The 19,804-nt window shown below is 46.3% G+C and carries 14 protein-coding genes and 1 tRNA gene; 12 read left to right on the top strand and 3 right to left on the bottom strand.

Annotated features, from left to right (window positions below):
- Window positions 1-121 precede the first annotated feature (121 nt).
- Together ACXAD8_RS11680 and ACXAD8_RS11675 are read right to left on the bottom strand one after the other, a co-directional pair.
- A complete protein-coding gene (locus tag ACXAD8_RS11680) occupies window positions 122-1,303 on the bottom strand; it encodes a hypothetical protein (protein ID WP_475228659.1) in 1,182 nt (393 codons plus the stop codon).
- A 275-nt stretch (window positions 1,304-1,578) separates the two neighbouring features.
- On the bottom strand, window positions 1,579-2,883 hold the full coding sequence (locus tag ACXAD8_RS11675) for an inosine/guanosine kinase (RefSeq protein ID WP_475228657.1): 1,305 nt from the start codon (window positions 2,881-2,883) through the stop codon (window positions 1,579-1,581).
- Window positions 2,884-3,155: 272 nt separating this feature from the next.
- Between ACXAD8_RS11675 and ACXAD8_RS11670 the strand changes: the two genes are divergently transcribed.
- The 9 genes from ACXAD8_RS11670 (at window position 3,156) to rpoC (ending at window position 15,361) form a co-directional block, all read left to right on the top strand.
- A tRNA-Trp gene (locus ACXAD8_RS11670) sits at window positions 3,156-3,232 on the top strand.
- A 49-nt stretch (window positions 3,233-3,281) separates the two neighbouring features.
- A complete protein-coding gene (gene secE / locus ACXAD8_RS11665) occupies window positions 3,282-3,659 on the top strand; it encodes a preprotein translocase subunit SecE (RefSeq protein ID WP_475228654.1) in 378 nt (125 codons plus the stop codon).
- Between the two features lie 2 nt (window positions 3,660-3,661).
- Window positions 3,662-4,204, top strand: coding sequence for a transcription termination/antitermination protein NusG (gene nusG / locus ACXAD8_RS11660; protein ID WP_475228651.1), 543 nt, complete (start codon window positions 3,662-3,664; stop codon window positions 4,202-4,204).
- Window positions 4,205-4,430: 226 nt separating this feature from the next.
- Window positions 4,431-4,859: a 50S ribosomal protein L11 gene (gene rplK / locus ACXAD8_RS11655; RefSeq protein WP_475228648.1), complete on the top strand. Its 429-nt coding sequence runs from the start codon at window positions 4,431-4,433 to the stop codon at window positions 4,857-4,859.
- A 3-nt stretch (window positions 4,860-4,862) separates the two neighbouring features.
- Window positions 4,863-5,558 carry a 50S ribosomal protein L1 gene (gene rplA, locus ACXAD8_RS11650; protein WP_475228646.1) on the top strand — a complete coding sequence of 232 codons (696 nt, stop codon included), beginning with the start codon at window positions 4,863-4,865 and terminating at the stop codon, window positions 5,556-5,558.
- Window positions 5,559-5,836: 278 nt separating this feature from the next.
- Entirely contained in the window at window positions 5,837-6,364 is a 528-nt protein-coding gene (gene rplJ / locus ACXAD8_RS11645; protein ID WP_475228643.1) for a 50S ribosomal protein L10, read from the top strand.
- A 61-nt stretch (window positions 6,365-6,425) separates the two neighbouring features.
- Complete coding sequence (gene rplL, locus ACXAD8_RS11640; protein WP_475228641.1) at window positions 6,426-6,800, top strand: 50S ribosomal protein L7/L12; 375 nt, start codon at window positions 6,426-6,428, stop codon at window positions 6,798-6,800.
- 256 nt (window positions 6,801-7,056) lie between these two features.
- Window positions 7,057-11,085, top strand: coding sequence for a DNA-directed RNA polymerase subunit beta (gene rpoB, locus ACXAD8_RS11635; protein WP_475232951.1), 4,029 nt, complete (start codon window positions 7,057-7,059; stop codon window positions 11,083-11,085).
- Between the two features lie 91 nt (window positions 11,086-11,176).
- Complete coding sequence (rpoC, locus tag ACXAD8_RS11630) at window positions 11,177-15,361, top strand: DNA-directed RNA polymerase subunit beta' (protein WP_475228638.1); 4,185 nt, start codon at window positions 11,177-11,179, stop codon at window positions 15,359-15,361.
- A 63-nt stretch (window positions 15,362-15,424) separates the two neighbouring features.
- Here rpoC and ACXAD8_RS11625 read toward each other — a convergent pair whose 3' ends face one another.
- On the bottom strand, window positions 15,425-16,162 hold the full coding sequence (locus ACXAD8_RS11625) for a tellurite resistance TerB family protein (RefSeq protein WP_475228636.1): 738 nt from the start codon (window positions 16,160-16,162) through the stop codon (window positions 15,425-15,427).
- Window positions 16,163-16,486: 324 nt separating this feature from the next.
- Here ACXAD8_RS11625 and rpsL point away from each other — a divergent pair, with 324 nt between their 5' ends.
- The 3 genes from rpsL to fusA all read left to right on the top strand — a co-directional run bounded on the left by rpsL (window position 16,487) and on the right by fusA (window position 19,748).
- Window positions 16,487-16,861, top strand: a complete 375-nt coding sequence (rpsL, locus tag ACXAD8_RS11620) for a 30S ribosomal protein S12 (RefSeq protein ID WP_475228633.1) — start codon at window positions 16,487-16,489, stop codon at window positions 16,859-16,861.
- A gap of 73 nt (window positions 16,862-16,934) precedes the next feature.
- On the top strand, window positions 16,935-17,405 hold the full coding sequence (gene rpsG / locus ACXAD8_RS11615) for a 30S ribosomal protein S7 (protein ID WP_229531340.1): 471 nt from the start codon (window positions 16,935-16,937) through the stop codon (window positions 17,403-17,405).
- A 240-nt stretch (window positions 17,406-17,645) separates the two neighbouring features.
- Complete coding sequence (fusA, locus tag ACXAD8_RS11610) at window positions 17,646-19,748, top strand: elongation factor G (RefSeq protein WP_475228630.1); 2,103 nt, start codon at window positions 17,646-17,648, stop codon at window positions 19,746-19,748.
- Window positions 19,749-19,804: the final 56 nt, after the last annotated feature.

Here is a 19,804-nt window from a genome sequence, read left to right as displayed (position 1 = left end):
AGCAAGTATAGAAAAACTAAAATGTGGTTCTAATTCAATATAGAGCGCGATGATAACTTGAGGTGAGTAACAAGCTCAATATAAATAGTTGTTAACTTAGACGCTGTTGGTTTTCCATAAATCAGTGGATATATTTATGCAAAATTATTTGTTTTTTTTTGGTTGTATTTTGGACCCGTTTGGCACTGGCAGAAAGCCCGGAGATGTCGCTTGATTCTTTCAGATTGACTTGACCACGACTCAATTCTGCTTGCTTAACCTGGGTTTTTGCTATTTCAGAGTGAAGCCCGCGCAGAGTGTTTTTCTCATTGCTACCGGCACTTACTCTGCTGCCCTTAGCATTATCATTCATTGCGGATGCGGCGGCTTTATCTGCGAGCATACCTCCGGCCGTAGCGGCACTGCCCACTGTATTGGCTGTTTTGGCTCCTTTATTAAAAATGTTGGCGAGTTTACTATTTCTCAATCGCTCAGAAATATTGAACGGTTTTTTTATTTTCTGATCCACGGCTTTTGTAAGCCCTTCAGGCGTACTCAAATCGGGTTTGCTACCAAATCGCGGTGATCCAGAAGATAGTAAGTCTTTACCTCCGGTATCAAACAATTGCTTACCAGCAACTCCTGCACTTTGTAAGCCTGCCCCTGTGGCCCCGCTTACCAAACCCATTGCGGTAGCCACGCGATGTTTTTTCTTTTCTATTTCCTGCTCGCCGGATTTGGCCCCGGATATATAGGAATCCAAAAGGTTAAGTCTTTCTTTGCCTTGTGTATCAGCATTTTGGGCATAAGCTTTTGATGCTTTACCTGATTGTCGTGCCGCAGCTTCATGTAAACCCGCGGAAGCCAATGAAGCGCCAGCAGAAACTGCCAGTGATGCACCTCCGGTTAAGCCAGCCGATACATTTGCGACGGTCCCTGCGGCGCTGGCTACGGTTGCTGCCGTGCCTAATCTGCCTGCATTGGTTTCATGTTGCCAGGCATCTTTATTTTGTTCTTTGATTCTGCCGCTTATTTTACTATCGATTTTACCCGCAATCCGATTGGCTTCGTTTGTATCAACATTTGGGGTCAGTTTACCCTTTACAGTGTTTATCGTTCTTTGAATTTGATTGCTATTGTTGGCTTGTTTATAAGCTAGTGCGTGGGTTTTCTCATCTCTGGTTTGGCTGTTTAAATGTGTTTTCTGTAACCCAGACTCTAGTGCGCTATGAATTTTCTCTCTGGAGGACGCGCTAATGGTTTTTTCTGCAGCGGTTTTGGCAAAGCCTACCTGTCGGAAGTGATCACTGGCATTTCCGGACACAGCATTGCTCCTTCCCCGGTTTTTGATAGGTGCGAGAAATGAAGGTTTTGAAGTGACAGCTTTGCTTCTGCCCATATTGGCAATTGGGGCGCCTTCTGAGTCAGATCGTTTTCTGCCGTTTCCCATGCTTTTTGAAATTAAATGTGCTGTAAATTCAAAGCATAGGTGTTGTATGGAAAATGTGCAATGTGGCACCCTGGGATGCCACATTTTAAAGCGGGGAAGATTTGGTGTTAAAGAGGCAAAATCTGCTTAACTGAGACTATATAAGAGGCTTAAGTGGCCCAGTAGGCCAGATCCAGCACTTCTTCGCGCTCAGGCAAGCCTTTGCTGAGTCGAGGGGAGTGCTGTGCCAATACCTCATAACTTACCCGGTTGGCGTATTTGCTGATTTGCGACAGTGAAGAGTAGGTTATCGCCGGCTGTTCGTGCTTGCTGGATTTTTCCACGTTCAGTTTGTGGTACTCATTGGCGCAGATATCGTGTAAAACAGCGGCTAATGCGCCATCACCAGCACCATTGGTGTTCATGATCTTATCTGGACCGCCCATGTAAGGTGGAATGTAGCTGTATACTTTAACCGGCTCTTCACAGTCCTGTAGACGCATTGGACGGGAATATTCGTAACGGTTAAATTCAGCGATTTCAGCATCTATGAGTTGTTGTTCGGTTTCACGCAGATACTTTTTATCAACATGACCGGCCATGTAAAGGCCAACTGGACCTGCGGTGCACATTACCATATCTACCCAGTCCAGTGCTTTATCTGCTGCCAGCAATGGGTTTTTGATCCCTGTGATGGCTTCCGCTTCTTCTTCGTTCATGGTCAGAATATCAACGTGATTCTTGACGAACTCCTGCCACCAGGTGGGATCCTGCTCTATTAAGAACTTGGTACCCAGCGTCAGCACTACCGGAACATCTGCCTCGTTTGCGTATTCTACGGCTTTCAGAGTGGCCTCTGTCATGGTGTCACCGGGATTGGTTCGCATCAGATAGGCGGAAATAACTAGAGCGGATGATTTTTGAATTAACTCTTTATTGATGCTTTCCGGGCGCAATTGGTTAATTTTGCCCGGACTGATAGCGAAGGTGCGCTCGCCAGTGCTGTCGATCAGCGTAAAACAACGACCAATTGGGCCATCAACGGGTTGCAGAAAATTAAGATCCACTCTGCTGGAGTTGTTACTGATAAACTTGTAAGAATAACTGCCAATTTTAATGTTTTCTGACATAACGCCCAACAACACTGAGCGATCATCAGCAAGCACTGAATAGTTGTGTAGCGTGTTGCCAACGGTACCACCGGCAAACTCATAGCTGACCAGCTTGTTGTCTTTCAGTTCCTGATACAGGGCCTCAGTGATATCGTCGTCTATGAGTTGCGACATGCCCCGCTGTAAGTCATATTTTTGCAAAAACTCGTCAGATATTTTGGCTTCGATATCAACCAGAACCTGATCGATCCCCACAATATAACTGTGTTTCAGGGGCTGGGCTTTATCAAACTCACCAATTAAGGTGTTTTTGTCCTGTACCGGAAAGTAGTGCTTATGTTTGCGGCGGCCGGGGAATTTCATAGAAAACAGTAATTACATCTAGTTTAAACAAGCGCGCAGTATATCAATCTGAGCCTGTAGTGACGAATTATTTTAAAGCCTATGCTTGAGACCCGGATCTCAGGCCATATTAAAGCTTGTAAGACTAGTTACAATCAGTATAATACCGCTCCCGCCTTACTTCTGAATCCTTTATCTCCCGATAAGCTTTCAAAAATTAACAAGGCGAGTGTAACTATTTTAGAGTAAACAGTAGTGTTTAGAGTAAACAGTAGTGCTGGCACTGCTGCTACAGGGGTGTAGTTCCAATTGGTAGAACAGCGGTCTCCAAAACCGATGGTTGGGGGTTCGAGTCCCTCCACCCCTGCCACATTTAATGTCAATCCATGTGGATTGAATTTGAGATAACAGGTTAGACAATGAGTGATAACGCAGTTAATCAGTCTGGTGCGATGGACAGCTTAAAATGGGTATTTGCCATTTTACTTTTGGCTGCCGCAGTAGGTGGTAATTACTACTTTGGTGAACTTTCCGTATTGTACCGCGCTTTAGGTGTGGTTGCAGCGGTGATTGTTGCTTTACTGGTTGCCGCCAGTACCGTAAAAGGCAGCAACTTTGTAAACTTTGCTAAAGAAGCCAGAACAGAAGTACGCAAAGTGGTTTGGCCTTCCCGTCAGGAAGCGACGCAAACGACTATGATCGTATTGGCTGCAACTGTTGTTATGGCATTGCTGCTTTGGGGCCTTGACGGAATAATCGTGCGGGTCGTTGGCTTCCTGACCGGTATAGGAGTGTAATCATGTCCGAAGGTGTAAAAAGATGGTACGTGGTTCAGGCGTTTTCTGGCTATGAAGGTCGTGTAAAGAAGACGCTTGATGAGCACATCAAAATGCATGAGATGGAACAGTATTTTGGTGAAATCCTGGTTCCTACCGAAGAAGTGGTAGAAATGCGCGCCGGTCAAAAACGCAAGAGTGAGCGCAAGTTCTTTCCTGGCTATGTGTTAGTCGAAATGGAAATGAATGACGACAGCTGGCACTTGGTTAAAAGCATTCCTCGTGTTCTTGGCTTCATCGGTGGTACTTCAGATCGTCCAGCGCCTATCACTAAGCGCGAAGCAGACGCTATCTTGAACAGACTGCAAGAATCTGTTGATAAGCCAAAACCAAAAACTTTGTTCGAACCAGGCGAAGTGGTACGAGTTACCGATGGTCCTTTCGCAGACTTCAACGGTGTTGTCGAAGAAGTGGACTACGAGAAAAGCCGCCTGAAAGTATCGGTTCTTATCTTTGGTCGTTCTACTCCGGTAGAGCTGGAATTTGGCCAGGTAGAGAAGGGCTAATTTTCAAGGGGTCAGAGTCCTTGAAATTAAAAGCAAATTAAAAATTGGTGTCAGAGTGAAGTTTCAAAGACTCTGACCCCTTGAAATAAGAAAAATCCAAATTAATGGTTGTCAGAGGTCGTAGATTAAAATATAATCTGCGGCCTTTTTGTAGGCGGGGAGCCGTTGAAGCGAATATTCTTCTGTATTTGCGAGGCGTTTAACCCATAAATTAGAGAAGAGAGTAATGGCTAAGAAAGTTACAGGCATTATCAAGCTACAAGTAGCTGCGGGTGCCGCAAACCCAAGTCCACCAGTTGGTCCTGCGTTAGGTCAACATGGTGTTAACATCATGGAATTCTGTAAAGCGTTCAACGCAAAAACTGAGAGCATGGAAAAAGGTGCTCCGGTTCCAGTTGAAATCTTTGTATACGAAGACCGTTCTTTCACGTTTGAAACTAAAACTCCACCTGCGTCTTTCTTATTGAAGAAAGCTGCTGGCATCAAGAGTGGTTCTGGTCGTCCTAACACTGAAAAAGTGGGTAAAGTGACGCGCGCTCAATTGGAAGAAATAGCTAAAACTAAAGAACCTGATCTGACTGCTGCTGATCTTGACGCAGCTGTACGTACTATTGCTGGCTCTGCCCGCAGTATGGGTCTGACGGTAGAGGGATAATCCATGGCTAAGTTAACAAAACGCGCTCGTCTGGTTCGCGAAAAAGTAGACGCCGGTAAAGAATACGAAATCAACGAAGCAGTAGCTTTGTTGAAAGAATTAGCAACAGCTAAATTCGCTGAAAGCGTAGATGTTGCTGTAAACCTGGGTATCGATGCTCGTAAATCTGACCAAAACGTTCGCGGTGCAACTGTACTGCCTAACGGTACTGGTAAAGAAGTTCGCGTAGCGGTATTTACTCAAGGTGCAAACGCCGAAGCTGCTAAAGAAGCAGGTGCTGACATCGTTGGTATGGAAGACCTTGCTGAGCAGGTTAAAAAAGGCGAAATGAACTTCGACGTAGTGGTTGCTTCTCCTGATGCAATGCGCGTAGTTGGTCAGTTAGGTCAAATCTTAGGTCCACGTGGTCTGATGCCTAACCCTAAGACTGGTACTGTTACTCCTGATGTTGCTACTGCAGTTAAGAATGCAAAAGCTGGTCAGGTTCGTTACAGAAACGACAAGAATGGTATCATTCATGCCAGCATTGGTAAGATTGCTTTTGAAGCTAATCAAATCCAGGAAAACCTTGAAGCTCTGTTAGAAGCGCTTAAGAAAGCTAAGCCTTCTTCTGCTAAAGGTACATATATCAAGAAAGTTAGCCTGAGCACCACTATGGGCGCAGGTCTGATTTTAGATCAAGGTTCTTTGTCTCAATAAGACATCCCTTGATAGGTGCGAGAGTTAATTCGTCAGAATTAGCACCGAGGTAAAAATTGGGTTGGAGTTTGCTGCTCTGTTAAACAGAAACGCAGGCTCCCGTCCTAGACCGTAGGTACGCTGATTACAGCGTTTAATGAATGCCTACGCAGACGGTGGTTCACTCAGACTCTCTGGGAATAAAGAACACCGTAGAAAGGTGGAGAGAAGCGCAAGTGACGCTCCATTTATCTGTGAAACCTGAGAAGCGATTCTCAGACAACTAAAAGGTGATCTCAGTGGCACTAGGCTTAGAAGCAAAAAAAGAGATTGTAGCAGAAGTAACTGACGTTGCATCTCGCGCTCTATCCGTTGCCGTCGCTGAATATCGCGGAATGGAAGTTGCAGACCTGACTGAATTGCGTGTTCAGGCTCGTGAGCAAGGCGTATACCTGCGTGTTATTCGTAACACTCTGGCAAAGCGTGCTCTGGCTGACAGCAAATTCGCAGGAATGGATGATGCACTGAAAGGTCCTCTGATTTATGGCTTTTCATTGGATGCGCCAGGTGGTGCAGCGCGTTTGTTCAAAGATTTCTCTAAGAAGAATGACAAGTTGAACGTAACAGCGTTATCAATCGGTAGTGGTCTACTGGGTCCAGAAAAACTGGAAGCAGTTGCAGCGTTACCAACACGCGACGAAGCGTTGGCGAAATTACTTGCTACCTTCAAAGCGCCTGTTGGCAAGTTTGTGCAGACTATTAACGAAGTACCAAGCAAGTTTGCCCGCGTATTGACGGCTATTAAAGAGAAAAAAGAAGCTGAATAAAAAAAACAGTTTCTTAATTCATTGATTTGTTTTAAATTTTTAAACCCAGGAGTTTAGAGAAATGGCTCTAACTAAAGAAGATATCTTAAACGCGATCGCTGAAATGCCAGTAATGGAACTGGTTGAACTGATCGAAGCTGCTGAAGAAAAATTCGGCGTAGAAGCAACTGCAGCTGTAGCTGTAGCTGCTGGTCCAGCTGCTGCTGCAGAAGCTGCTGTTGAACAAACTGAGTTCGACGTAGTTCTGACTTCTTTCGGCGGTAACAAAGTTGCTGTTATCAAAGCAGTTCGCGGCGCGACTGGCCTTGGCCTTAAAGAAGCTAAAGAAGTTGTTGAATCAGCTCCTAAAGCTATCAAAGAAGGTGTATCTAAGGAAGAAGCTGAAGCACTTAAAGCCGAACTTGAAGGCGCTGGTGCAGAAGTTGAAATTAAGTAATTCGTACTTGTACGTAATTGCTGCCTGAAAAGGCTTAGGCTGGTGCTTATTTGAGCACCAGCCTTTTTGCGCTGTAGGATAGTGCAGGTTCTCCGTTTAGTGTCTATCCTCTCAAAGCGCTTAGCTATCAATATCAAACCAATAAATCATTCGCACTGTTCATTGGTCTGATATTGAAAAAAGTAAAACGGTGCTGAATACATATATGTCTCTTACAAGAGATATCAGGGTTAAAGATCAGCAGGCTGAGGAATCCATGGTTTACTCTTATAGCGAAAAGAAACGTATCCGCAAGGATTTTGGTAAACGCCCCCAGGTACTCGAAATACCTTATCTACTTTCCATACAATTAGACTCTTTCCGTAAGTTCATCGAGATCGATCCGGAAGGTCAATACGGTTTGGAAGCTGCATTTCGTTCTGTATTTCCGATTAAAAGTTATTCGGGCAATTCAGAGTTGCAGTATGTAAGTTATCGATTGGGCGAACCGGTATTTGACGTCAAAGAATGTCAAATTCGTGGTGTGACATTCTCCGCACCACTTCGTGTTAAGTTGCGTCTTGTCTTATTTGATAAAGAAGCAGCTCCAGGCACAGTAAAAGATATTAAAGAGCAAGAAGTATACATGGGTGAAATTCCACTCATGACAGACACAGGTACCTTTGTTATCAATGGTACTGAGCGTGTTATTGTTTCTCAGCTACATCGTTCACCAGGTGTGTTCTTTGATCACGACAAAGGTAAAACGCACTCCTCCGGTAAAGTATTGTATAACGCTCGCGTTATCCCTTACCGCGGTTCCTGGTTGGATTTTGAATTCGATCCAAAAGATAATCTTTTCGTTCGTATTGACCGTCGTCGTAAATTACCGGCGTCTATCATTCTTCGCGCTATGGATATGGGCACAGAAGAAATTCTGGGTCTGTTCTTCGAAAAAGACACTGTTATCATGGATAATGGTGTATTTAAGGTTTCTATCGTTCCGGATCGCCTGCGTGGTGAAGTTGCTCGTTTCGACATCAAAGATGAAGAAGGCAATGTGATCGTTGAAACTGGTCGTCGTATCTCTGCTCGTCATACACGTCAAATGGAAAAACTGGGTCTTTCAGAACTGGAAGTACCGGTAGAATTCCTATTGGGCCGCGTATTCGGTGCCAATGTAGTAGACGAAAGCACTGGCGAAATTATCGTTAATGCTAACGATGAAGCGACTGCTGAAAACCTGAATGCTATCTATGAAGCTGGCATCACTCAGTTTGAAACTCTGTATATCAATGAGTTAGATCACGGTTCTTACATGTCAGATACCTTGCGTATCGACAACTCAACCAACCGCCTTGAAGCCCTGGTTGAAATCTACCGTATGATGCGTCCTGGTGAGCCACCAACAAAAGACGCAGCAGAAGCGTTGTTTGACAACCTGTTCTTTACTGATGACCGTTATGATCTGTCTTCAGTAGGTCGTATGAAGTTCAACCGTCGTTTAGGTCGTGATGAACTGACTGGTTCAGGTACTCTGGATAAAGACGATATCGTTGCAGTAATGCAACAATTGATCGCTATCCGTGACGGTAAAGACGACGTCGATGATATCGACCACTTAGGTAACCGTCGTATCCGTTCTGTAGGTGAAATGGCAGAAAACCAGTTCCGCGTAGGTCTGGTGCGTGTTGAGCGTGCTGTTAAAGAGCGTCTGAGTCTGGGTGATCTGGACAATGTGATGCCACAGGACCTGATCAACGCCAAGCCAATCTCTGCAGCGGTTAAAGAGTTCTTTGGCTCTTCTCAGCTGTCTCAGTTCATGGACCAAAACAACCCGCTGTCAGAAGTGACGCACAAGCGTCGTATTTCTGCTTTAGGTCCGGGTGGTTTGACTCGTGAGCGCGCCGGCTTCGAAGTTCGAGACGTTCACCCAACTCACTACGGTCGTGTTTGTCCTATCGAAACGCCGGAAGGTCCAAACATCGGTCTGATCAACTCGCTGTCCAGTTATGCTCGTACTAACGATTACGGTTTCCTGGAAACGCCATACCGTAAGATTGTGGACGGTGAAGTAACCGAAGACATCGAATATCTGTCTGCTATCGAAGAAGGTCACTATCCAATCGCTCAGGCGAGTGCGGAATTGGACGAGAACAACCGTCTGGCAGATGATCTGGTACCTTGTCGTCATAAAGGTGAATTCACCTTAATGCCGAAAGAAGAAATTAAATATATGGACGTGTCAGCTCAGCAGATCGTATCTGTAGCTGCCAGCATTATCCCATTCCTTGAGCACGATGACGCCAACCGTGCATTGATGGGTTCAAACATGCAACGTCAGGCTGTTCCTACATTACGTGCTGATAAGCCGCTGGTAGGTACAGGTATGGAAAAAACCGTAGCTATCGACTCAGGTGTAACTGTTGTTGCTAAGCGCGGTGGTTTTATCGAATACGTTGATGCCTCGCGTATCGTTGTAAAAGTAAACGACAACGAAATGGTAGCAGGCGAAGCCGGTATCGATATCTACAACCTGACCAAATACACGCGTTCTAACCAGAACACCTGTATCAACCAGAAGCCAACAGTAAATGTTGGTGAGCCGATTGTTGCGGGTGATGTATTGGCTGACGGTCCGTCAACTGACCTGGGTGAATTAGCCCTGGGCCAGAACATGCGTATCGCATTCATGCCCTGGAACGGTTATAACTTCGAGGATTCCATCCTGATCTCTGAGCGCGTAGCTCAGGAAGACCGTTTCACTACTATCCACATTCAGGAACTTAGCTGTATCGCTCGTGATACTAAGCTGGGGCCAGAAGAAATCAGTTCAGACATTCCAAACGTGGGTGAATCTGCACTGAGCAAGCTGGATGAATCTGGTGTTGTTTACATCGGCGCTGAAGTTAAAGGCGGCGATATTCTGGTAGGTAAAGTAACACCTAAAGGTGAAACGCAACTTACCCCAGAAGAAAAACTGTTAAGAGCCATTTTCGGTGAAAAAGCCTCTGACGTTAAAGATACCTCATTGCGAGTACCTAACTCTGTTCACGGTACTGTAATTGACGTTCAAATCTTTACTCGTGACGGTGTCGAAAAAGACAAGCGCGCATTAGAAATCGAAGACATGCAGTTGCGTCAGGTTAAGAAAGACCTGGGTGACGAGTTCAGCATCCTGGCTGACGGCATCTTCGCCCGTGCTCGCAACCTGTTAGTTGCTAACGGTATTTCCGAAGACAAGCTAAATGCGACTCCTCGTGAGAAGTGGTTTGACTTCCCTCTGCGTGATGACGATGCTCAAACTGAGTTAGATCAAGCTGCTGAACAGTATGCTGGCGTTAAAGACGACTTCGATAAGAAGTTCGAAAACAAGCGTCGCAAGATCACTCAGGGTGATGATCTGGCTCCAGGCGTGCTTAAGATTGTTAAGGTTTACCTGGCCGTTAAACGTCACATCCAGCCCGGTGATAAGATGGCTGGTCGTCACGGTAACAAAGGTGTTATCTCGTCTATCCAGCCTGTTGAAGACATGCCATATGATGAGAACGGTGAACCAGTAGATATCGTACTAAACCCGCTGGGTGTACCATCGCGTATGAACGTGGGTCAGATCCTGGAAACTCACTTGGGTATGGCTGCTCGCGGCCTGGGTGTGAAGATTGACCGCATGCTGAAAGAGCAACAGGAAATCGCCAAACTGCGTGAATTCCTGACTCAGGTTTACAGCTCTGGTACACATCGTCAGGAAGTGGATATTGCGTCTTTCACTGATGATGAAGTTATCCGTTTGGCCGACAACCTGCGTAAAGGTGTACCTATTGCAACGCCGGTATTCGACGGTGCTACTGAAGCGGAAATCAAAGAATTATTGACGCTGGCTGACATCCCAGAAAGCGGACAAATTAAACTGTGTGATGGCCGTACTGGTCAGGAGTTTGAGCGTCCGGTAACTGTGGGTTACATGTACATGCTGAAACTGAACCACTTGGTTGACGACAAAATGCACGCTCGTTCAACTGGTTCTTACAGCTTGGTTACACAGCAACCGTTGGGTGGTAAAGCTCAGTTCGGTGGTCAGCGTTTCGGTGAGATGGAAGTGTGGGCACTGGAAGCATACGGTGCTGCTTATACTCTGCAAGAAATGTTGACTGTTAAGTCCGATGACGTGAATGGTCGTACTAAGATGTATAAGAATATCGTCGATGGCGACCACCGTATGGAACCTGGTATGCCGGAATCCTTCAACGTATTGTTGAAAGAAATCCGCTCTCTGGGTATCAACATCGAGCTGGAAGAGCAATAAGTCCCGCTTTGGACTGAACAGGTAGCGATGCCAGCTCCCATGAGAATTGGCGCTGGCATCGAATAATAAGTGACTCCGTTGGGAGAAAATCGTGAAAGATTTACTTAAGTTTCTTAAGCAACAAAACAAAACTGAAGAATTCGATCAGATTCGAATCGGTCTGGCTTCGCCCGACATGATCCGCAGCTGGTCGTACGGGGAAGTTAAAAAACCCGAAACGATTAACTACCGTACCTTCAAGCCCGAGCGTGATGGTTTGTTTTGTGCGCGTATTTTTGGACCGGTTAAAGACTATGAATGTTTGTGCGGTAAGTACAAGCGTCTGAAGCACCGTGGTGTAATCTGTGAGAAGTGTGGCGTTGAAGTTACCCTCACTAAAGTGCGTCGTGAGCGCATGGGTCACATCGAATTGGCCAGCCCGGTTGCACACATCTGGTTCCTGAAATCACTGCCGAGCCGTATCGGCTTGATGCTGGATATGACATTACGTGATATCGAGCGTGTACTTTATTTTGAATCTTATGTTGTTACCGAACCTGGTATGACAACATTAGAGCGCAGCCAGCTTCTGACTGAAGAAGAGTACCTGGATGCGCTGGAAGAGCACGGTGATGAGTTCGAAGCAAAAATGGGTGCTGAAGCAGTATTCGATTTGTTGCAAGAACTTGATGTTGATGCCGATGTAGCATCAATGCGTGAAGAGTTGCCTTCTATCAACTCTGAAACTAAGCGCAAGAAGATCACCAAGCGTCTTAAATTATTAGAATCCTTCCAGCAATCTGGCAACAAGCCAGAGTGGATGATCATGACTGTTCTGCCGGTTCTGCCGCCAGATTTACGTCCTCTGGTACCGCTGGATGGTGGTCGTTTTGCGACTTCTGACTTGAACGACTTATACCGTCGTGTAATCAACCGTAACAACCGTCTTAAGCGTCTGTTAGATTTGGCTGCACCTGACATCATCGTACGCAACGAAAAGCGTATGCTTCAGGAAGCTGTTGACGCCCTATTAGATAACGGTCGTCGCGGTCGTGCTATCACTGGCTCTAACAAGCGTCCTCTGAAATCTTTGGCCGACATGATCAAAGGTAAGCAAGGTCGTTTCCGTCAGAACCTGTTGGGTAAGCGTGTTGACTACTCAGGCCGTTCTGTAATCACAGTTGGTCCTACTCTGCGTTTGCACCAGTGTGGTTTGCCTAAGAAAATGGCACTTGAGCTGTTCAAACCTTTCATCTACGGCAAGTTAGAAGGCCGTGGCTTAGCGACTACGATTAAAGCCGCTAAGAAAATGGTTGAACGCGAAGCGGCAGAAGTTTGGGACGTTCTGGACGAAGTTATCCGCGAACACCCGGTATTACTTAACCGTGCACCAACACTGCACAGATTGGGTATTCAGGCGTTTGAACCTATTCTTATCGAAGGTAAAGCGATTCAACTGCACCCGCTGGTGTGTGCGGCTTATAACGCTGACTTCGATGGTGACCAAATGGCGGTACACGTACCACTGACTATCGAAGCTCAGTTGGAATCACGTGCCCTGATGATGTCTACCAACAACATCCTGTCTCCGGCAAACGGTGAACCTATCATCGTACCTTCACAGGACGTTGTATTGGGTCTGTATTACATGACCCGCGCCCGTGTTAACGCCAAAGGCGAAGGCATGGTATTCGCGAACAAAGAAGAAGCGGAAAAAGCTTACCGTACTGGTGAAGCTGAACTGCACGCTCGCGTAAAAGTGCGTTTGACTGAAGTTGAAGTGGATATCGACGGTAACAGACACGAAAGAACGTCAGTTGTCGACACCACTGTTGGTCGCGCCATCCTGTTTGGCATTTTGCCAGAAGGTATGCCATTTGAGCTGATTAACCAGCCAATGGGCAAGAAGCAAATTTCTAAATTATTGAATGCTTGCTACCGTCGTTTAGGTCTGAAAGACACAGTAATCACCGCTGACCAGGTTATGTATACTGGTTTCCATTACGCGATGAAATCTGGTGTGTCTATCGGTATCGACGACATGGTTATCCCGGATGAAAAATCAGAAATCATCGATGCTGCTGAAGCTGAAGTGACTGAGATCCAGGAACAGTTCCAGTCTGGTTTGGTAACCGCTGGTGAGCGTTACAACAAAGTAATCGATATCTGGTCTGCCGCTAACGAACGCGTAGCGAAAGCCATGATGACCAACCTGTCTACCGAAGAGGTATTAAACCGCGACGGTGAGATGGAGAAGCAAGATTCACTTAACTCCGTATACATGATGGCGGACTCCGGTGCTCGTGGTAGCCCGGCTCAGATTCGTCAGTTGGCCGGTATGCGTGGTCTGATGGCTAAGCCAGATGGCTCAATCATCGAAACCCCAATTACCGCTAACTTCCGTGAAGGTCTGAACGTACTTCAGTACTTCATCTCAACCCACGGTGCACGTAAAGGTTTGGCCGATACGGCATTGAAGACAGCGAACTCGGGTTACCTGACTCGTCGTCTGGTTGACGTTGCTCAAGACGTTGTAATCAACAACGACGACTGCGGCACCTTTGACGGTATTGTAATGAAACCGCTAATCGAAGGTGGTGACGTTGTAGAACCATTGCGCGAACGCGTATTGGGTCGTGTTGTAGCAGAAGACGTGCTTAAGCCTGGTACTAACGAAGTACTGGTTGAGCGTAACGTATTGCTTGATGAGAAACTGGTAGACTTCCTTGAGGCTCACTCGGTTGATCAGGTTATCGTTCGCTCGGTAATCACCTGTGAAAACGACTTTGGTGTTTGTGCTAAGTGTTACGGGCGTGACCTTGCTCGTGGTCACATGGTTGGTGCTGGTGAATCTGTGGGTGTTATCGCCGCACAGTCAATCGGTGAGCCAGGTACACAGTTAACGATGCGTACCTTCCACATCGGTGGTGCGGCATCAAGAGCGTCAGCAGAAAACAGTGTTCAGATCAAAAACAATGGTCACCTGAAACTGCACAACGCCAAATATGTAACTAATACAGACGGCAAGATTGTTATCGTTTCTCGTTCAACTGAACTGACGGTTATCGACGAGTTTGGTCGCGAGAAAGAGCGCTACAAACTGCCTTATGGTGCTAAGTTGTCAGTCGATGACGGTGCAGCGGTAGAGTCTGGTGCAATCGTTGCTAACTGGGATCCGCACTCCCACCCAATCGTGGTAGAGCGTAAAGCCAAAGTTAGCTTCTCTGACGTTGACGATTCCAACACTGAAATGCAGCAGGACGAACTGACTGGTCTGTCACGTATCGTGGTTAAAGACTTGTCTTTGGCAAACGCCAAAGAGCCTAAACTGATTCTTGAAATTGAAGAAGTAGGTCTGCAGGAAATTCGTCTGCCAAGCTTTACCACTATCGATATTGCTGATGGTGCAACGGCTCAAGTGGGTGACACTATTGCGCGTATTCCTCAGGAAAGCTCGAAGACACGTGATATTACGGGTGGTCTGCCACGAGTAGCTGACCTGTTCGAAGCACGTAAGCCTAAAGAGCCTGCTATCCTTGCTGAGATTTCCGGTACTATCGGATTTGGTAAAGAAACCAAAGGTAAGAAGCGTCTGACAATTACACCTAAAGACGGTGATCACTACGAAGAGATGATTCCAAAATGGCGTCAAATCAACGTATTCGAAGGTGAGAACATCGAAAAAGGTGAAGTTATTGCCGACGGTCCAGAGTCTCCACACGATATCTTGCGCCTGCGTGGTGTAAGTGCGGTGTCTAACTACATCGTGAATGAGGTTCAGGAAGTTTACCGCTTACAGGGTGTAAAAATTAACGATAAGCACATTGAAGTAGTTATCCGTCAGATGCTGCGTAAATGTATTATCACCGAGCCAGGCGACAGCATGTTCCTGGAAGGTGAGCAGTGTGAAGTTTCTGCCGTTAATATCGCAAACCGTGAACTGGAAAAAGCAGGTAAATTCCCTGCTAAATACGAACTGCAATTGTTGGGTATCACCAAGGCATCACTGTCTACTGAATCCTTCATCTCCGCGGCCTCGTTCCAGGAAACAACCCGCGTACTGACTGAAGCTGCGGTACAAGGTAAGACAGATGATTTACGTGGTCTGAAAGAAAACGTAATCGTTGGTCGTCTGATCCCTGCCGGTACTGGTTTGGCGTATCACAAGAAGCGACTGGCTAACAAGATGGATGCCATGGAAGATCTGTCAGTTTCCGCTGAAGAAGCAGAAGCCGCATTGACCGAAGCGTTAAACGCTGAAGTGTTAGGTGCAGATAGCTCAGCCTCTGAAGAGTAATTTCTACTCAATGTGAAAAAAGCGCCTGATGGCGCTTTTTTTGTGTCTTGGGGAATGTATTTTTTAGCTCGCCTCCAGCCTCGCCTGATGGGCCTGTTGGTGAATGGCTGCCTTGAGTTCTCTTGGAATGCAAAGGTGTTTAGCCAGGTTATCAAGATACTGTTCTGACACTGACATGCTTTCGTCGATCGCTAACAGGGATGCGGCATAAACTTCCACTCCGGTTTCAGCATCGGGTACTCGGGCTACAATTTGTTCCATGGATTTAGGGCGTCGCAATTCGTCAAATAAGCTGGCTTTCTCAGCCGTTGACAACTCCATTTGCTCTACCTGATTAAAGATACGTGCCTGCTCATCGTTATCAATATGACCGTCCGCATAGGCGGCAGCAATCATCGCCTGCATCAGCAACATTTGCCCACCTTCGGCACTCTCGTCTTCAATGATCTCATCAAAACGGTTTTCAGATACTTGCCCATAATCAAAGCTGCGTGGTTCTGGACGAGAATAGGTATGTCGCTCTGTGTGGCTCTGTTGTTGCGGCGTATAGTAGTAAGACGGATCGTTGGCTTGCCTGCTGTTTTGCGCTGAAGTTTTTTGCTGGCTGTAACTTTGATAAGCTTTCCATGCCAGTCCCCCAACTGCAGCCAGGGCGCCAACTTTCAGGGCACTCTTGCCCATCTTTTTGGATTTTTTACCCATTGCAAGATTAGTCACAACGCCACTTAAAGCGCCACCGGCCATACCGGACATAAAACCGCTCTTGCTAAGGCCGCCCAACATTTTCTGTAAGTCTTTCATAATCACTACCCACTTTTACTGTCAATACATTCAGGCTAACCCATTTATACTGCAAGCCGACAGAAAAAGTGTCACAGGGAATTTCTGTTTTCTAATCAGAATAATTTCGAGGTACGGTTAAACTTCCCACGAATTGCTTAAATAGTTGACACTTAGGCGGCAGATCTATAGAATTCCGCGACCTCATTTTGGGGTAATTCCCTAATGGGCGCGGATTTTTCATTAAAAAGCCTGAATTTTTGGGCTAAAGCAGCAAAATCAGCAGTGGGTTCGGACTGCCTCGCAGAAAGAACCAAATTTTTTGTTTAATTTTTAGGAGCTAGAATGGCAACAGTTAACCAACTGGTGCGCAAGCCCCGTGCTAAAAAACCTGCGAAAAGCAACGTAGCGGCACTGGAAGCTTGTCCACAACGTCGTGGTGTATGTACTCGTGTATATACTACTACCCCTAAGAAGCCTAACTCAGCGTTACGTAAAGTTTGTCGTGTACGTCTGACTAACGGTTTCGAAGTAAGTTCATACATCGGTGGTGAAGGTCACAACCTTCAGGAACACAGTGTTGTATTAATCCGTGGTGGTCGTGTTAAAGATCTACCAGGTGTTCGTTATCACACAGTTCGCGGTACGCTTGACTGTGCAGGTGTTAACGACCGTAAGCAAGCCCGTTCTAAGTACGGAACGAAAAGGCCCAAGTCTTAACGGTTCTCCGTTAGTAAGGCCAAACTAAGTATTAACGTTTTGGGATAATCCTGAATCAATTCGGAGAATTAAGATGCCAAGAAGAAGAGTCGTAGGACAACGTAAAATCCTACCTGATCCTAAGTTCGGATCACAGCTGTTAGCTAAATTCATTAATGTTGTTATGCTAGACGGCAAAAAATCAACTGCTGAAAAAATCGTTTACGGTGCACTGGATGCTGCTGCTGAAAAAACAGGTAAAGATCACCTGGATATTTTCGAAGCTGCTCTGGACAACATCCGTCCTAACGTAGAGGTTAAATCTCGCCGTGTTGGTGGTTCTACCTACCAGGTACCGGTTGAAGTTCGCCCTGTACGTCGCAACGCATTGGGTATGCGTTGGATGGTTGAAGCTGCTCGTAAGCGTGGTGAAAAATCTATGGCGTTACGCCTTGCTGCTGAAATGGCGGATGCGTCAGACAACAAAGGTTCTGCGGTTAAGAAACGTGAAGACGTTCACCGTATGGCTGAAGCGAACAAAGCGTTCGCACACTACCGTTGGTAATCTACTGACAGTAGTTAAATTCCAAATTAATTTGGTACTTGCGGAGAGGGTAGCCCTCTCCGTCTTCAATTTAGGCGTGTGGAAATTGTGCTTAGATTGACAAAAGATTGTAGGTCGGAATTTATTCCGACAAAGTGAACGGAATTTTAAGAACAGTTGGTTTTAGCGACTAAACTGGATTTCCAGCACGGTTGGACTAAAGTCCACCTACACAGAATTTCCTTTAATTGAGAGGACACTATGGCTCGTACAACTCCCATTGAGCTGTACCGCAATATCGGTATCGTTGCTCACGTGGACGCGGGAAAAACGACCACTACCGAAAGGGTTTTATTCTATACCGGCTTGTCCCACAAAATTGGTGAAGTGCACGATGGTGCCGCCACCATGGACTGGATGGAACAAGAGCAAGAACGCGGTATCACCATTACTTCCGCTGCGACTACCTGTTTCTGGAAAGGAATGCAGGCGCAGTACGATCAGCATCGTATAAATATCATAGATACACCGGGACACGTTGACTTCACAATCGAAGTTGAGCGTTCGTTGCGTGTACTTGATGGTGCTGTGGTGGTGTTCTGTGGTTCATCAGGTGTAGAGCCTCAGTCGGAGACGGTCTGGCGTCAGGCAAACAAATATCACGTACCCCGTATGGTTTTTGTTAATAAAATGGACCGTGCCGGTGCTGACTTTGAACGTGTTGTAGAGCAAATTCGCAAGCGTCTTGGTGCGACCTGTGTACCTATTCAGTTAAATATCGGTGCCGAAGAACACTTTAAAGGTGTTATAGACCTCATCAAAATGAAAGCCATCAACTGGAACGAAGCGGATCAGGGCATGACCTTTGATTACGAAGAAATTCCAGCAGATCTTCAGGATAAAGCTGAAGTGATGCGCTTAGAAATGGTGGAAGCTGCGGCTGAAGCTTCTGATGAGTTGATGGAAAAATATCTTGAAGAAGGTGACCTGAGCGAAGAGGACATTCGCGCAGGGCTTCGCAAACGCACACTGAACAACGAAATCGTATTAGCGACCTGTGGCTCAGCTTTTAAAAATAAAGGTGTACAGGCGGTTCTGGATGCGGTTATAGAGTATTTACCATCGCCGGTTGATGTCCCTGCTATCCAGGGCCACAAAGACGATGCTGATGAATCTCATGACGAGCGTCATGCCGATGACAAAGAGCCTTTCTCTGCATTGGCCTTTAAAATCGCTACAGACCCCTTTGTGGGCACGCTTACCTTTTTCCGTTGCTATTCAGGTGTAGTGAACACCGGTGATGCCGTATACAACCCGGTTAAAGGCAAAAAAGAACGTTTTGGTCGTATCGTACAGATGCACGCCAAAGACCGCGCAGAGTTAAAAGAAGTGCGGGCAGGGGACATTGCGGCCGCTATCGGCTTAAAAGATGTTACTACTGGTGACACCCTGTGTGATCCGAATCACGTGATCACCCTGGAGCGCATGGAATTCCCTGAGCCTGTTATCTCTATCGCGGTAGAACCAAAATCCAAAGCTGACCAGGAAAAAATGTCTGTAGCATTAGGCAAACTGGCAGCGGAAGATCCGTCCTTTAGGGTTAAAACCGATGAGGAGTCAGGTCAGACAATTATTTCCGGAATGGGAGAATTGCACCTCGACATCATCATCGACCGCATGAAGCGCGAATTTAAAGTGGAATGTAACGTGGGTAAACCCCAGGTTGCCTACCGCGAGACCATTCGCAAATCTGTGGAAGTAGAAGGTAAATTTGTACGTCAGTCTGGTGGACGCGGCCAATACGGTCATGTCTGGCTGCGCGTAGAGCCTCAGGAAGAAGGCAAAGGCTATGAATTTGTTAACGAGATTGTAGGTGGTACGGTTCCAAAAGAATTTATTCCTGCAGTAGATAAAGGCTGTGAAGAACAGATGCAATTTGGCGTCCTGGCGGGTTATCCGGTACTCGACGTTAAGGTGACATTATTCGATGGTTCTTATCATGATGTTGACTCTTCAGAAATGGCCTTTAAGATAGCGGGTTCGATGGGCTTTAAACAGGGTTGCTCTGAAGCTAATCCGGTTTTGCTTGAACCCATGATGAAGGTTGAAGTTACAACTCCCGAAGATTGGATGGGAGATGTAGTTGGCGATCTGAATCGTCGTCGTGGTGTAATCGAAGGCATGGAAGATGGTATTGGCGGTATTAAGATTATACGCGCCAAAGTTCCGTTGTCGGAAATGTTTGGTTACGCCACAGATTTGCGGTCTGCGACGCAAGGACGAGCTTCATATTCAATGGAGTTCCACAATTATGCAGAAGCCCCTAATAATGTTGCTCAAAGCATTATTGAGGCAAGAAATTAAGTAAGTTCGGTCCGGAATTCACCCATCTCTAATGAGAGGTTTGTGACCGGACTTTT

This window comes from Planctobacterium sp. AWH2_060, assembly GCF_056158425.1.
The sequence above is the reverse complement of the archived record's forward strand: the minus strand, read 5'-3'. Positions and strand labels throughout refer to the sequence as shown.

What these genes read in the sequence shown, in the direction of transcription:
- ACXAD8_RS11675 (WP_475228657.1), bottom strand. Translation starts at nt 2,883, where the DNA reads ATGAAATTCCCCGGCCGCCGCAAACATAAGCACTACTTTCCGGTACAG.
- secE (WP_475228654.1), top strand. Translation starts at nt 3,282, where the DNA reads ATGAGTGATAACGCAGTTAATCAGTCTGGTGCGATGGACAGCTTAAAA.
- nusG (WP_475228651.1), top strand. Translation starts at nt 3,662, where the DNA reads ATGTCCGAAGGTGTAAAAAGATGGTACGTGGTTCAGGCGTTTTCTGGC.
- rplK (WP_475228648.1), top strand. Translation starts at nt 4,431, where the DNA reads ATGGCTAAGAAAGTTACAGGCATTATCAAGCTACAAGTAGCTGCGGGT.
- rplA (WP_475228646.1), top strand. Translation starts at nt 4,863, where the DNA reads ATGGCTAAGTTAACAAAACGCGCTCGTCTGGTTCGCGAAAAAGTAGAC.
- rplL (WP_475228641.1), top strand. Translation starts at nt 6,426, where the DNA reads ATGGCTCTAACTAAAGAAGATATCTTAAACGCGATCGCTGAAATGCCA.
- rpoB (WP_475232951.1), top strand. Translation starts at nt 7,057, where the DNA reads ATGGTTTACTCTTATAGCGAAAAGAAACGTATCCGCAAGGATTTTGGT.
- ACXAD8_RS11625 (WP_475228636.1), bottom strand. Translation starts at nt 16,162, where the DNA reads ATGAAAGACTTACAGAAAATGTTGGGCGGCCTTAGCAAGAGCGGTTTT.
- rpsL (WP_475228633.1), top strand. Translation starts at nt 16,487, where the DNA reads ATGGCAACAGTTAACCAACTGGTGCGCAAGCCCCGTGCTAAAAAACCT.
- rpsG (WP_229531340.1), top strand. Translation starts at nt 16,935, where the DNA reads ATGCCAAGAAGAAGAGTCGTAGGACAACGTAAAATCCTACCTGATCCT.
- fusA (WP_475228630.1), top strand. Translation starts at nt 17,646, where the DNA reads ATGGCTCGTACAACTCCCATTGAGCTGTACCGCAATATCGGTATCGTT.